This is a genomic window from Acinetobacter sp. YH01006, from assembly GCF_013420445.1.
GTDB classification, from domain to species: Bacteria; Pseudomonadota; Gammaproteobacteria; order Pseudomonadales; family Moraxellaceae; genus Acinetobacter; species Acinetobacter pseudolwoffii.
The window spans coordinates 1-12,167 of record NZ_VOYB01000033.1; the positions used below are offsets into that span (position 1 = coordinate 1).

Annotated in this window: 14 protein-coding genes, 1 tRNA gene and 2 pseudogenes; 6 read left to right on the forward strand and 11 right to left on the reverse strand. The window is 37.7% G+C overall.

All coding sequences use genetic code 11. The features are described from left to right. The 3 genes and pseudogenes from FTT73_RS16435 to FTT73_RS15000 form a co-directional block, all read right to left on the reverse strand. Positions 1 to 149: pseudogene (locus FTT73_RS16435) on the reverse strand (four-helix bundle copper-binding protein); the annotation flags it as partial. Positions 150 to 1,021: 872 nt separating this feature from the next. After that, positions 1,022 to 1,633, reverse strand: a complete 612-nt coding sequence (locus FTT73_RS14995) for a recombinase family protein (RefSeq protein WP_180012178.1) — start codon at positions 1,631 to 1,633, stop codon at positions 1,022 to 1,024. A 175-nt stretch (positions 1,634 to 1,808) separates the two neighbouring features. Next, positions 1,809 to 2,246 carry an immunity protein YezG family protein gene (locus tag FTT73_RS15000; RefSeq protein ID WP_163167911.1) on the reverse strand — a complete coding sequence of 146 codons (438 nt, stop codon included), beginning with the start codon at positions 2,244 to 2,246 and terminating at the stop codon, positions 1,809 to 1,811. 330 nt (positions 2,247 to 2,576) lie between these two features. On the opposite strand from FTT73_RS15000, the gene FTT73_RS15005 reads away from it, so the two are divergent. Further along, positions 2,577 to 3,377 (forward strand): hypothetical protein, encoded by an 801-nt coding sequence (locus FTT73_RS15005; protein WP_180191610.1) that lies wholly within the window; start codon positions 2,577 to 2,579, stop codon positions 3,375 to 3,377. Here the strand turns inward: FTT73_RS15005 and FTT73_RS15010 are convergent. Next, complete coding sequence (locus tag FTT73_RS15010) at positions 3,357 to 4,232, reverse strand: DNA adenine methylase (protein ID WP_180191611.1); 876 nt, start codon at positions 4,230 to 4,232, stop codon at positions 3,357 to 3,359. The two genes, FTT73_RS15005 and FTT73_RS15010, sit on opposite strands and share 21 nt — an antisense overlap. A 94-nt stretch (positions 4,233 to 4,326) precedes the next feature. On the opposite strand from FTT73_RS15010, the gene FTT73_RS15015 reads away from it, so the two are divergent. After that, complete coding sequence (locus FTT73_RS15015; RefSeq protein ID WP_180191612.1) at positions 4,327 to 4,521, forward strand: hypothetical protein; 195 nt, start codon at positions 4,327 to 4,329, stop codon at positions 4,519 to 4,521. Positions 4,522 to 4,594: 73 nt separating this feature from the next. Beyond that, positions 4,595 to 4,671, forward strand: a tRNA-Met gene (locus FTT73_RS15020). A 177-nt stretch (positions 4,672 to 4,848) separates the two neighbouring features. Here the strand turns inward: FTT73_RS15020 and FTT73_RS15025 are convergent. From FTT73_RS15025 to FTT73_RS15040, 4 genes are read right to left on the reverse strand one after another with little or no spacing between them, the layout of a single operon-like run. Continuing rightward, positions 4,849 to 5,076, reverse strand: coding sequence for a hypothetical protein (locus FTT73_RS15025; RefSeq protein WP_180191613.1), 228 nt, complete (start codon positions 5,074 to 5,076; stop codon positions 4,849 to 4,851). A 4-nt stretch (positions 5,077 to 5,080) separates the two neighbouring features. Then, positions 5,081 to 5,383, reverse strand: coding sequence for a hypothetical protein (locus FTT73_RS15030; RefSeq protein ID WP_180191614.1), 303 nt, complete (start codon positions 5,381 to 5,383; stop codon positions 5,081 to 5,083). Continuing rightward, positions 5,367 to 6,089 (reverse strand): helix-turn-helix domain-containing protein, encoded by a 723-nt coding sequence (locus FTT73_RS15035; RefSeq protein ID WP_180191615.1) that lies wholly within the window; start codon positions 6,087 to 6,089, stop codon positions 5,367 to 5,369. The genes FTT73_RS15030 and FTT73_RS15035 overlap by 17 nt, the downstream gene beginning before the upstream one ends. Positions 6,090 to 6,096: 7 nt before the next feature. Next, on the reverse strand, positions 6,097 to 7,788 hold the full coding sequence (locus tag FTT73_RS15040; RefSeq protein WP_180191616.1) for a type IV secretory system conjugative DNA transfer family protein: 1,692 nt from the start codon (positions 7,786 to 7,788) through the stop codon (positions 6,097 to 6,099). 1,246 nt (positions 7,789 to 9,034) lie between these two features. Between FTT73_RS15040 and repM the strand changes: the two genes are divergently transcribed. Next, a complete protein-coding gene (gene repM, locus FTT73_RS15045; RefSeq protein WP_257232885.1) occupies positions 9,035 to 10,009 on the forward strand; it encodes a replication initiation protein RepM in 975 nt (324 codons plus the stop codon). Positions 10,010 to 10,019: 10 nt separating this feature from the next. Here the strand turns inward: repM and FTT73_RS15050 are convergent, their stop codons facing one another. The 3 genes from FTT73_RS15050 to FTT73_RS16540 all read right to left on the reverse strand — a co-directional run bounded on the left by FTT73_RS15050 (position 10,020) and on the right by FTT73_RS16540 (position 11,582). Beyond that, entirely contained in the window at positions 10,020 to 10,358 is a 339-nt protein-coding gene (locus tag FTT73_RS15050; protein WP_180191617.1) for a hypothetical protein, read from the reverse strand. Positions 10,359 to 10,405: 47 nt separating this feature from the next. Further along, positions 10,406 to 10,930: a plasmid replication DNA-binding protein gene (locus FTT73_RS15055; RefSeq protein WP_180191618.1), complete on the reverse strand. Its 525-nt coding sequence runs from the start codon at positions 10,928 to 10,930 to the stop codon at positions 10,406 to 10,408. Between the two features lie 337 nt (positions 10,931 to 11,267). Further along, positions 11,268 to 11,582 carry a hypothetical protein gene (locus FTT73_RS16540; RefSeq protein WP_227554090.1) on the reverse strand — a complete coding sequence of 105 codons (315 nt, stop codon included), beginning with the start codon at positions 11,580 to 11,582 and terminating at the stop codon, positions 11,268 to 11,270. Between the two features lie 157 nt (positions 11,583 to 11,739). Here FTT73_RS16540 and FTT73_RS15060 point away from each other — a divergent pair, with 157 nt between their 5' ends. Both FTT73_RS15060 and FTT73_RS15065 read left to right on the forward strand, forming a co-directional pair. Further along, positions 11,740 to 11,985: a type II toxin-antitoxin system RelB/DinJ family antitoxin gene (locus tag FTT73_RS15060; protein ID WP_000246755.1), complete on the forward strand. Its 246-nt coding sequence runs from the start codon at positions 11,740 to 11,742 to the stop codon at positions 11,983 to 11,985. Further along, positions 11,975 to 12,167: pseudogene (locus tag FTT73_RS15065) on the forward strand (type II toxin-antitoxin system RelE/ParE family toxin); the annotation flags it as partial. The gene FTT73_RS15060 and the pseudogene FTT73_RS15065, both read left to right, overlap by 11 nt.

The window sequence follows — 12,167 nt, forward strand, 5'->3', positions numbered from 1 at the left end:
CAAATATCTGCACATTCTAGACAACGTTGAATACATTCACGCATCATCTCTAAATCTTTTTCTTTTAAACAAGAAGTTGCACATTCAGTACAAATAAGTGAACAGTTTGTACATGCAGAAATACACTCTGAAAATTCCGTATTAATCATTTTTTACTCTCAATTTATATAATCAAAGAAATAATTAAAACATAATTTTTTTCTACTAATTATTTTAAATTATTAGTAAATGTAATACATAATGTTAATTTATATGAATAATGTTAATTTTAACTAAATCTTATTTATATTCCAAATTATTAAAAAACAGTTTTTAATTAGGATAGATGATCAAGTATCAAAAGCAGCTATTCTTAAAATAACTACAATAATTTTATCACTTTAAAAATAGATTTTCCCTCTATTTAACATAATGGAGGTTATACGAAATTAATAGCTTCTAAACTGATTTCCTAACGTATTCGTCTTTTGTCTTATATCTTTATTTTTACCAATAGGTAAAATATATTCATAACTTACATCGAAAAGTAGGTAATTAAGAAAAAAATTACAGCGTTTTATAAGCCTTATAGTAACGGGAGAGACTATAGGGCTTTTTATTTATCTTAATATTCATATATCTATGATGAAGCCATGATGCTCGGCGATATAAAAAACCGGCTTGAGAATAGATCGGTCTTTTATGATATTTGCTAAAATGCTCTTTTAAAATATAAAAAACTAAGCGTGTGTAGCACTGGGTCTAGGTGTTCTTTGGGCTTAGTTATTAGCGTTATTTAAATAAGTATAAGTCAATTTTTACCTAATGGATTTGCTTTCCAACTAGTTCCAATTTCTTTAATGCTTGCCCTTTTTTATGATCATTATTAATCTTTACAACTAGAGCTAAAATAAAAACCATCACTATAAAAACAAGGAAAATCAAATGCTTTTTCATCATTAATCCCTTCTTTTGATCTTTAAGAATGCCTTGTTCCTTTGTAAATAGATATGACATAAGGGAAGCACTGATACAAGCCTTTTTAAATGACTTTAGCAACTCGATAAACAGTTGCAACTCCACAATTCACTGCTTTGGCAATTTCTTCCTTAGTCATATTGCCTGCTGCTAGTAATTCTTTTATTCGTTTGTGCTTAGCCTCATTGGCTTTCTTACCTGTTGGCTTGTAACCCGAACGTGCCAGGCCCTGCTTAATACGTTCTATACGTTTCTCATTGTCCAGGCGGGCCATTGTTGCCAGGAGATCAATCAACATATTGTTGATGAGTTCCAGGATTGAATGAGTAATGCTGTCACTGGTTTGAATCATTTGGTAGGTAGTAGGAAGATCTGCCACAATTAATCGAAGTCCTTTCTCCTGAATCCTGCGCTTCAGCTCTTGAAAATCCTGTTGGGTTAGGCGTGATAATCGGTCAATACTTTCAACCAACAAGGTGTCACCTTGATTTGCTTCTGACAGCAGCTTATTCAATTCAGGTCGGTCTAACTTCGTACCACTATAGTTTTCCACGTACACAATGGTTTCACCCAAATTCAAGTTTTGGTTTAGATCCTGAAGAATCTGCAAAGCCCTTTTTGCATCTTGATCTTTAGTTGAAGCTCGTAGATAAATACGTGTATTCATTTCTATCATTTAATCTTAATTCTATTAGATTAATGATAACAACATCATTTAATTATTGCATTAAGTCTAATGATAGATATTGTATGCGATTTGGCTCGCTATCATTCAGCTATAGTCTTTTGATAAAAAAAGCATGACTAAAAGCCATGCCTTGGGAATTCGTATAACGTGTATTATGTTAATTTTAACTATTCTTAACTCTTACTCTTTCTTCCCACAGTTCTTTAGGAATATAGGGATAATCTTTATCTAACTCCTCCTCAGAAAGATCGCTAATTCCTTTCATATATAAATTGACCCAACTATCTTCTCTTGGAATATATCCAAATTCAGCATTAAATCGACCTTGATCTGTCAATTTAAATCTAAAATGCGTCCACTTTTCTTTAAAGATATCTAATGAGTTCAAATTTAGAATATGATCCATTAGTTGATCCTCAATTAAGTAAGGTCTTTCCCCCATTTCAAAGCTATCAATTGTATTTTTAACGGTTAACCACTCTGTCCCTCCTGCGGAATAATCAGAGTAAATACAGCCTATAAAATGAATTTCAACTGCTTCTTTAGGCATTACCGACCATAAAAGTTCGCCAATTTTTTGATAAATTTCCTGGTCGTTCATTTTCGTTATATCTCAATATTGTGGGATGAGTCTTATAGTAAGCAATTAAATCTTTCAGATCATTTAACATAATGGCTGTTATACGCAATAAAAAAACCTGGGCACCAACCCAGGTCTAAAATTTAAAAAACAGATAAATATCAGTGCAATAAACTCATTTTTCTAATTTCGCATAACGTGTATTATGTTAATTTTAGATAAATTAATAAATTTCATATTTTAATTATATTTCGATTTTCGATTAAATCTTAACCCCATAATTCTTCTTTACCTGTTTTATCTAACAAAAATTGATTACTGTTCATCTCAATAAATTGAGAGTAGTAAAAAATGAATCAGGAACTTATCGATTTTTGTGAACTGTATAACTTACCTTTAGAACATTTAGGAGCAACATTAAAAGATCCAAAAGTCATTCCAATGATCAGAGGAAAAGCTTTCGAGTTTTCTGTCAAAGATAAGTTATCCCAAGTCCTTAATCAGGATACATGGCATGTATCTAAACCATTCGTAAATCCACAATTAGGAAGCCATGACCAAGATGTACTCATTAAGCATCTGCCGACAAATACCGAAATCACTATCGAATGTAAATTGTCAGCGAAAGGACAATATAAATTTCAGACAAATGAAAGTATTTTTAAAATTAAGTGTATGCGCAGTCGAACTTTAGGCCCAGAGTTAGTACGTCGTTTAGCTCCACTAAGAGGAATGTCGGAAGAAAGTTTAAGTGTACATAATGACCAATATTTACTTGGTGATTTTGATTTAGTAATCACTTCACTTGCTAATGCTTTCTATAGCACTAATGAGGATGGAATTTTTATTTGGGACCCATCAGCCTTAGGGCAAAGTTTCCTAGAACGAAAATATGGTTCTGGACTAACTGAAAAAGAATATCAAGATGCTGCTTTCAATGATATGTATGTCGCTAGGGCTAGTGATTTAATTATTTCAGAAATAAATGATGTTCTGTGTACAAGAAAGAAATGTTCAAATAATCAAAACTGTGGATTTATCCCTAACTATCCATTGTTAAAATTTAACCATGATAATTTAACGAACCCATCTAATAGATGGGTCCATATATCAAATATTGAAAACTTACTTTCAAGCTTCCTCGAAAGTTAATTCTAAGTTTTCACTACCCACTGGCTCCTGTACTTGATAATTCGTTATAAATACTTCTTTCCCTTTATAACGAGATGCCTTTTCAGGAGCTTGACTCTTATTCTTTGTCTGATCGTCAGTTCTACTGATTGTGTAGTTCCATTCCTTGTCTAACATGGCATTAGCCCAAGAATATAACTCTCTAATTTCAGGGCTATTATCATAAGTAATTAAGAAAGATAAACGCTCTTTATTTCTTAATAAACATTGCTCTAAGCGATAATGATCTTCTTTCTTGAAGGAGAAAGTATAAAATTTATCTTGGTCAGCATTAAAATATGGTGGATCTACAAATAAAAATGCTCCATCAGGGGCATTATCTATAACATCTTCAAAATCCAAGTTCGTAAATTCAACCCCTTGTAATTTAGCCGATGTTTTTAATAGGCTACGTCCCCAATTCTCTGGACGCATACTGTATTTATCGCCATAACCCCAATAACAATTTTTTGGATTCATAATCCCCGAATATGATGTCCGATTCAGGTAATACCAACGTACAGCTCTTTCTAAATCATTAGTTGGTTTGAACTCATTTTTGTACCAAGTATGTCTTTCTTTTAAAGCCTGTTCTCCATCTAAAGCGGCAACCAGCTCATCAACTCTATCTCTGATTATCAAATATGTATTGATAAGATCAGGATCTGCATCATTCAAAATATTTGATTCAACTTTATCTTTTGCAAAGAAAATTGAGCCACCACCTACAAATGGTTCTATGTAGCAGGTATGATCAGGAACATGCTCTAGGATCAATTTTCTCGCATAGAATTTTCCACCTGCATAGCGAAATGGAGAGTTGATTGCTTGGCTCATTTAAACCTACTAAAAAAATTAAGATTGCTGACACGATCAAAGTACCAATGTTTGACATTTTTGTCAAACATTATTGTATGGTTGGAGCCGACTAATGAAACCCCACGTAATGTCTATATCAGACTTTGCTAAATATAAAGGTACATCGAGACAAACTGTTTATAACAATTTGTCAGATTTAACTACTGATGACTCATATGGTACACAACGAATTGTACTCGATGAACGAGCTGAAAACTGGCAACCCAAAGAGCAATATAAGCCTAAAAATCGTCATTCAGCAGAATAAGTGAACAGGTGAAATACATTTTTACTTTATTGATTGTGAAATTCATCAATAAAGCATATAAAGAACACATTGTTGCGGGATGGAGCAGTCTGGTAGCTCGTCGGGCTCATAACCCGAAGGTCGTTGGTTCAAATCCAGCTCCCGCTACCAATCCAGATACTAAAGCCAATCTTATAAAAGATTGGCTTTTTTTATTTAACATAAAATCTCTTATGCGAAACATCTTAGCTTGATACTTTCAGAGTAGGCTTTAGCCTGCACTGAAAGTCGAGCCACTTTGCACATGATACTGTTGGAAAAGTTTCCTACAGAAACCACGCAAAGTACTTACCAAGATAAATTTTTCTGAACTGTGGCACCTAGAGCCACTAATTCTTCGGCAGAAGACTTAGAAAGAGTTGCTCGTAACTTCTCATACTGCATCTGCCACTCACCCGTCGTCAGCTTTGCCAAAGTTATTTTTTTGTACTCTTCTGGAGTTACACCTAAGACAAAACTCCCTGAGCAATGAATCTCTGCTCCGAAATCCTCTTTATACATTTGAATTTCTAACATATTCTTAATTTTCCTCTGTGTGTACTACTAAATATGGCTCGATCTCGGCCATCTTGATGATAAAAGACAGGGCTGTCATGGCTTGGTCATCCAAAGAGTCGATGAATGTCCGTACCATCTCCATGTCCGCTTTTTTTAGGTCGACAAAAGAGCTTTTAAAAAGCTCTATGTCCATAGAAGCGATAGAAAGCGCAAGATCAAAAGCATGGTCAAGGTCTTTAAAAGCCACGCCCCTCAAAGCTTCGCTAAAATAATTACTAAAAGCATGTACCTCGAAAAACGGTATTTCCTCAAAAGTTCTTTGCATATTCCCCCCATCCCTCATAAGTCACAAAGTGGAATCTTTTTCTAAAAGAATCATGTATAGGGCGAATTTTTCCATCCACAGACATCGTCTCGATCTTCAGAAAAAGACGCTCAAGTCTTGGACAAATCCTTTTAGGACAGATATATACGACTTCTTGGACAGTCCCATCAACAAGCATCTGACAATACTGACTAAAAATTCCCTCATATCGCTTAGGTGTCTTGACTGTCCTTTCGATCTCAAGAGCCACTTTTCGACCTCTTGGGGATACTCCGAAAGCATCTGGTACTTGAAGCCAAGTAGAACGCTCTGTAACTGCTTTTCTTCTAAGCTCACGCCCTCCTAGCCACTCGATCCATCCCAAATGAATCGCCTTGATCCTTGCACGCTGTACGTCAAGGTCATGCCGTAAAGTGATCTCAGAGACTCGATTGAGATCAAAGTGCGTGTATTCACCATCATCTGTGGCCTCAAAAGCTCCAGTAGGAGTCAAGCCCCAAAGAGCAGGACTTCTATGGTCATCCTCATGGAATCTGTTCACCTCAAGTAAAAGCCCTCGGTTTTTCAGACGCTGAAGTGATCTAGAAATGCTTGTTCGAGTTACACCTAAACGCTCCCCTAAAAGCTTCCTAGTACTAAAGCCTTCACATCTCAAAAACTCCAAGATGATCATCTCTTTCTCATCCTTACGAGTGATCTGACTCATATCAATATCACCCCTCTAAAATCAGATCTTTTGTATCGAAATCTGTAATTTCATCTTCTCCAAAGTCTTGCACTGTGATGGCTTCATAGCTTTTTGTGACTTGGATCGGGGCAATTGAAATCTTTTTAGGAAGTCCTTCACCAAAGACAATAGCGACACCTTTAGGCAAATATAAAATTTCATTTTCGTCATAAAGATAGCTCTGCTCCTGAGAAATTCTTCTTTCTTTAACCTTTTGAGCTAAACCAAGTGTCTTATCAATCTGACGACTTTCAATATCAACCAAAATTTTCCCCGACTTCCGTGCAAAAAATTCAGCGGTTTCAGGGCTTTGGACTCTATAAACGATTTTCAATAGAGAGTTTTCAAAAACTGCATCAATCACGGTCTCAGGCTTTAGATCACTTGGGCAGTCCCTAAGATCACCCAGACTTTGGTGAGCCATGAGAACGTGAAGCCCTTTGTCACGTGCTGCACCCAAAGCTTCTAGAGCTGTCTTTGAAATGTGGTATTTAAATTCATCCAATAGAACAAAAATCCTTTTGGGGTGGCTTTTGATACGATCTCGACTCTCTGCAATCTGTATCAATCGAACTAATAGCATTTTTTGAATGCGTATGATTCGAGCGTTACGCATAGACCCAACGACATAAACAACACCGCCACTCTTCACAACTTGCTCCAGAGAAAGTCCGTCTGTAGCATTAATGGATGGAGTACGAGCTAATTCTCTAAATTTCGCCCGAAATCCTGCTGCTTTTTCCATAAGTTTATTGTGGACTTTAAAGATTTTTTGAGGTGTATCACCTTCCTTATAAAGTTCAGAAATTATTTCAGCCATCTCTCGATCTGCGAGTTTGTAGAAATCCGAATCTCCGCCTTTTTCACCAAGCTCAAAGCCTGCTATCAAAAGTTCCTCTAGCTGATCTTGGTCACAGCCTTTAAAGATCGAAAGCTGTGCTTTTCTTTTTCTTAGGTCTAGGTAGTAGTATGGCAAACCTGCATCATCTGCGCTTTTTTTTGCTTGCGCTGGTCCATACTCATCATCTTTTGGGTCAAAGATAAAGCAAGGCTGACCAGCTAAAGCACACTGAGCAAGGACATTTCCACAAAAAACGCCTTTCCCTGACCCTGTAGTCCCTGTCACTTGGCAGTGGGGGAAGCCGTTACTGTCCCAGTACACAGGACTGCTGTATCCATCGATACCTAGGAAAAATTTCCCCGACACATAGAAATCTCTGGGATTAAAAGATGGTCTTTCTTGCTGTTTTTCCGCATCTTTTGCGACTTCTCGAACATCTGTAAGGTGATCCCTTTCCGTACCTGCTTTTTTAGTAAAGGAAGACAGAAATTTTTCTGTAAAAGGCACATAAAGACGCTCAAGCAAAGCGATTACAAGCATCCCAAGCACCAAAAAACCGCCATGTGCTAGGGCATCAGACCATCCTGTTTTACCAAAGAAAAAAGCTACGCCCCAAGCGATAAAAAAAAGGCCATTTGTCCCGAAAAAAAGAAGTTTCAGAAAGCTCGGAAGTTCTTCGCCCTCTTTTTTGAAAGTCATCCACCCGTAAAAGATCATCCCTAAGATCAGCGCTAGGGCAAAGCGGAAAGGATGTGAGAAAAAGACTTCTAGAGCCTGAGATATCTCAGGGATGAAAAGCAAGATAAGGACAAAAACAGCAAGTAAGAGCCATTTCATATAGGTCTCATATATTTGGCACAGTGTATGGACACAGTCTATGATCAAAAAAAAATCATTTCAATAAAAATATCGTTATTTTTCAATGAATTAAAACATTGACCGAAAATAATATGAGTTTTTAAGCGGATGTAAATGCCATTTTTTAGGTGAAGCCAGTTGATGCCGTGACCGACCGCCCCAAGCGGTCGCAAGCTCCGAAGGAGTGCGAGCGAAAGCGAAGCAGCCTCGAAGCCCCAGCGAGAGAGGCCGTGGGGGAGCCGCAAGGAGTAAGCGTCGAGCAAGCGAAGCGAGCCGAGATCTTACTCCGCAGTGGGGGCAACGCCACCCCCGTCGAAGCGAAGCGCACGACCACCCTCTTTCGGTGAAGCAAGTCGGGGAGTTCTTTGCGTAGCGAAGAAGCTCCCCACTTGTCAGAAAGGGGGTGGTCGTGCGCCGCAGGCGCGCAGACGGGGGCTTCGGTGTAGGTAAGATCGCCCTAGCGATCTAGCCAACCCGTCCCGAACCCTTTCGGGCTGAAAGCAAGCGATAGCGCAGGTTTCAGAGGGTAGCGTAGCGGTGGCGTTACCGTCTAAGTCACAACATCAAGTCAATCAAGTGTGTCTGACTACTGTGTCTATCTACTGTGTCACCATTGTTTCAGTCTTTGGACACAGTATATTTTTCAAATAAAATTATTTAAGCGAGTGTCTACGAGCTGACACAAGGAAAATTTGCACCTCGACCCTCTGAAAAACTGTTTTTAAAATATTTTGCTTATAGAAAATTTTTATTTTTTTCACTGGCCTTTGTGTCTAGACGAGCGAAGCGAGCATAAAGCTTCTGAGCGTAGCGAAGTCATAGTCGCTTTTGCTTTTGCAGCATTTGTTCTAGCACTATCTTTGCTAAAACTGCCCCAAGCAAGTCGGCTTGTCCGACTTGCAATAGAGTACGAGCGAAGCAAGTACATAGGGCAGTTTTCATGCCCTGCTTTTGATAGTGATTGGGCTTTTAATTATTTTTAATGCTTTTAAATGCTTTTAGACAGGCTGAAACGCAAGCCTAGTAAGCTATACAGAGGACATTCGACTAGAAAAAGTTACCACTTCGACTAGAAAAAGTTACCACTTCGACTAGAAAAAGTTACCACTTCGACTAGAAAAAGTTACCACTTCGATAGATTAACAATCTATCTATCTTAAAGTAGGTTGACAACCTGACTACTTGATTATATCTTAGACGCTATCAAGACAACAAAGCCCTAGTAATGAAAAAAGAAATTTTAAAAGGTAAAAATATGGGTAGTCTTGTAGTAAAAGATAACGCGCTTATTAACGCCAGCTTTAAGCTGGATGTTGTCGAGCAACGACTTATCATCTTAGCCATCACAGAAGCTAGAGAAACTGGCACAGGCATCACTTCTGACAGCCATCTCACTGTCCACGCTTCAAAATACATCGAGACTTTTGGTGGAGAAAGGCAGGCTGCATATAAAGCACTAAAGTCTGCGTCCGAGACGCTTTTTTTCCGTTATTTTTCCTTTGTTTCTTTGCATGAGAAGGGTGTAAAGCATCATCGTAGTCGATGGGTGAGTGATATCGCCTATCAAGACGGCACAGCGAGCGTAGATATCCGCTTTTCTCCTATCATCGCCCCGTTGATCACACGCCTAGAAAAGCACTTTACGAGCTACGACATCGAGCAGATAAGTCACCTGACAAGTAAGTATGCAATACGGTTATACGAGCTTTTGATCGCATGGAAAAGCATCGGAAAGGTAAGCTTTGACTTGGAAGACTTTCGAGACAAGATCGGCTTAGACGCAACTGAATACCGTACGATGAGCAATTTTAAAAAATTTGTCCTTGATGTCGCTGTGTCACAGATCAACAAGCACACGGATATCACAGTATCCTACGAGCAGAAAAAAAAGGGGGTTCGTGTATCAGGCTTTAATTTCCGCATGAAGATCAAGCCTACACAGCCGAAAATCAAAGCCCGTGACCCTAACACCCTAGACATCTTTGTGAAGCTCTCAGACGCTCAAAGAAGCATGTATGGTCTAAAGCTTGCATATGATACCCGTATCGGAAGCGAGTACTCCCACCTCATCGGTGCAGGGAGCTTTGAAGATTTTGGGAAAGTGCTTTCTGATATGCTTTTAGAAGAAAAATTTTTCAAGAAAGTTTATCCGATACTCTTAGAGAATGGCTTTCAACCACCAAAAAAAACAGCCCTTTAAGGGCTGTTTTTTATCGGCCAAGCTCTCGATTGAACTGGATGCATGTAGCAAAAGCATGATCAAAAATTTCTCGTGTGATCTTCTCTTTTTCTTCAGGAGTTGCTTTTATCGGTGCTTTAAAAGCCACATCGATGACTCCTTCTCTATATACCCAAGTGTAATCAGTACCATACTTTTTCTTCGCATCAGCATAAAAAACTTCTTTTGAAACGCCCGCCTGTCGTGCTCGACTAGCGTGAACAGCAGTTTCACCTGCAGGAGTACACTCTCGCATAAGGGCTTCATCCGTCATCGCACCATGTGCAGAAAAAGTCAAAAAGCACAAACTTGATAAAATTATCTTTTTCATCCTACACCCTCTTATAAGTTGTTATATTTTATATAAAAATTTAAAAATTAGCTATCAAAAACTGCACCTAACACACGTCCTAAAAGTCCCTTTTTATTTTTTTTTGGCTCCATGTCCATTTGCTTTTCACTTGAAGCCACGGAATTTTCTGTGATCTTTGACTCACTAAGAACTTCTGGCGGGTCTTGGGTAGTATCCTCTTGCTTGATACTTACATCCGCTGGCTTTGGTGCTGAAAGCAAAGTCTGCAAAAGGTGAATACTTCGATCTTTAGTGGTAATTTGCTCTTTCAAAAAAAGTTCATTTTCTTCAAGCTTTTTTACCTGCTTTTCAAGCATTTCTACCTGTAACCGCAAGGTGTAACTCTCTGTCTCTTTTTCTGTAACCTGTTGCTGTATATGCGTTACAGGCACTCCCCTGTCAGAAGGCTCACCAAGTACACGTAAGGCTTCTGCAAAGTCTATCAAGCCATCCGCAGACTTAGATATTTCTCCTTTTTTTATGCGCTTATAAATACTTTGCCGATTGATTCCGTAAAGTGTCGCAAGCTCACCCACCCTCATTTTTTTCATGCGTTACATACCCTGTAACTTACTGTAACCCGTTAACAACAAGGTTACTGTAACCCTGTAAATTGGGTCAATGTTTTATTATTTATGCATAGCACTAAAAAACCGTAATTGAGCCGATTTTTTCTGCCGAATGGGTAGAAGCATTGTTTACGCTGGCTAATGAAAAAAATCGAAATATGGTGAATAAATCGGCATATTGCGTGAATGATCCACTAAAAAGCCCAGTTTGAACAAACTGGGCTTTTTAGTGGATCGCAATGTCTTGATTTAATTCAATTTACAGAGCGCATTTCGTATAACGTGTATTATGTTAATTTTAGGAACGCTACAAGATAGATTAGACTCGATTTTTTCTCTTTTTGAGATATAAATAACAAATCAACAGAAAACTAAGCCAAAATAAGTAGTCCAAGATAAAGTAGTGAAGAAGGAACTCATCTAAATCCCAAAAAATAAATAACACGCTTATATTGTTACCAGGTGAAGTGAAATCTCCATCAATTAAGAATACAAAGGGAAAACCTCCTGCAAGTCTATCTACTTCTTCCACCCTATCGACAACTATACGATTAACAGGGATATATCTCTGATAAAATAAAGATAATGATGTCAAAAGAAATGATAATATATTGATATACAATGTTTTTTTCAAGAATACACTTTTTATATTTTAAGTTAAAGATACTATTACTATACCGATTTTTATAAAATTCATCCCACTATTTAACATAATGGCTGTTATGCGAAGTCGAATTGTAATGCAATTTGCATTACAATATTCCTAGTACATTAAATACTTGGGAAATATGATGGCTACTGTTAACTTCAGGATCGATGAAGCCCTTAAAGAAAAATCTTATTCAATCCTTAAAGAGCAAGGTATTGCACCTACGGATTTCTTCACTAGTATTCTTGAGTATGTTGCTACGACTGGGAAACTGCCTGTCAAAAAAGCTTTGCTTTCAGAAGAAGATGAAGAATTATTAGCTCTTGTTCGTAAGCGCATTAATGATCCTAAAGAGATGTTTGAGGAAGTCACATTAGATGACTTATAAGCTTTTACGTCACAAGGACTTTACAGCAGAATGGGAAAAACTCCCTGTTGCTATAGAGATCAATTTAAAAAGAAACTAGCCAAAGTCATAGAGCAGCCACATATTCCAAAGAATATGCTTAGAGGCGATCTTGCAGGTTGCTATAAAATCAAATTATTAAAAGCTGGTGTCCGACTTGTCTA

Bases quoted from the DNA above. Each gene is read 5' to 3' on its own strand.
- FTT73_RS15010 (WP_180191611.1), bottom strand. From the start codon at position 4,232: ATGAGCCAAGCAATCAACTCTCCATTTCGCTATGCAGGTGGAAAATTC.
- FTT73_RS15055 (WP_180191618.1), bottom strand. From the start codon at position 10,930: ATGAAAAAAATGAGGGTGGGTGAGCTTGCGACACTTTACGGAATCAAT.
- repM (WP_257232885.1), top strand. From the start codon at position 9,035: ATGAAAAAAGAAATTTTAAAAGGTAAAAATATGGGTAGTCTTGTAGTA.
- FTT73_RS15005 (WP_180191610.1), top strand. From the start codon at position 2,577: ATGAATCAGGAACTTATCGATTTTTGTGAACTGTATAACTTACCTTTA.
- FTT73_RS15035 (WP_180191615.1), bottom strand. From the start codon at position 6,089: ATGAGTCAGATCACTCGTAAGGATGAGAAAGAGATGATCATCTTGGAG.
- FTT73_RS15025 (WP_180191613.1), bottom strand. From the start codon at position 5,076: ATGTTAGAAATTCAAATGTATAAAGAGGATTTCGGAGCAGAGATTCAT.
- FTT73_RS15030 (WP_180191614.1), bottom strand. From the start codon at position 5,383: ATGCAAAGAACTTTTGAGGAAATACCGTTTTTCGAGGTACATGCTTTT.
- FTT73_RS15050 (WP_180191617.1), bottom strand. From the start codon at position 10,358: ATGAAAAAGATAATTTTATCAAGTTTGTGCTTTTTGACTTTTTCTGCA.
- FTT73_RS15060 (WP_000246755.1), top strand. From the start codon at position 11,740: ATGGCTACTGTTAACTTCAGGATCGATGAAGCCCTTAAAGAAAAATCT.
- FTT73_RS15040 (WP_180191616.1), bottom strand. From the start codon at position 7,788: ATGAAATGGCTCTTACTTGCTGTTTTTGTCCTTATCTTGCTTTTCATC.
- FTT73_RS14995 (WP_180012178.1), bottom strand. From the start codon at position 1,633: ATGATAGAAATGAATACACGTATTTATCTACGAGCTTCAACTAAAGAT.
- FTT73_RS15000 (WP_163167911.1), bottom strand. From the start codon at position 2,246: ATGAACGACCAGGAAATTTATCAAAAAATTGGCGAACTTTTATGGTCG.
- FTT73_RS15015 (WP_180191612.1), top strand. From the start codon at position 4,327: ATGAAACCCCACGTAATGTCTATATCAGACTTTGCTAAATATAAAGGT.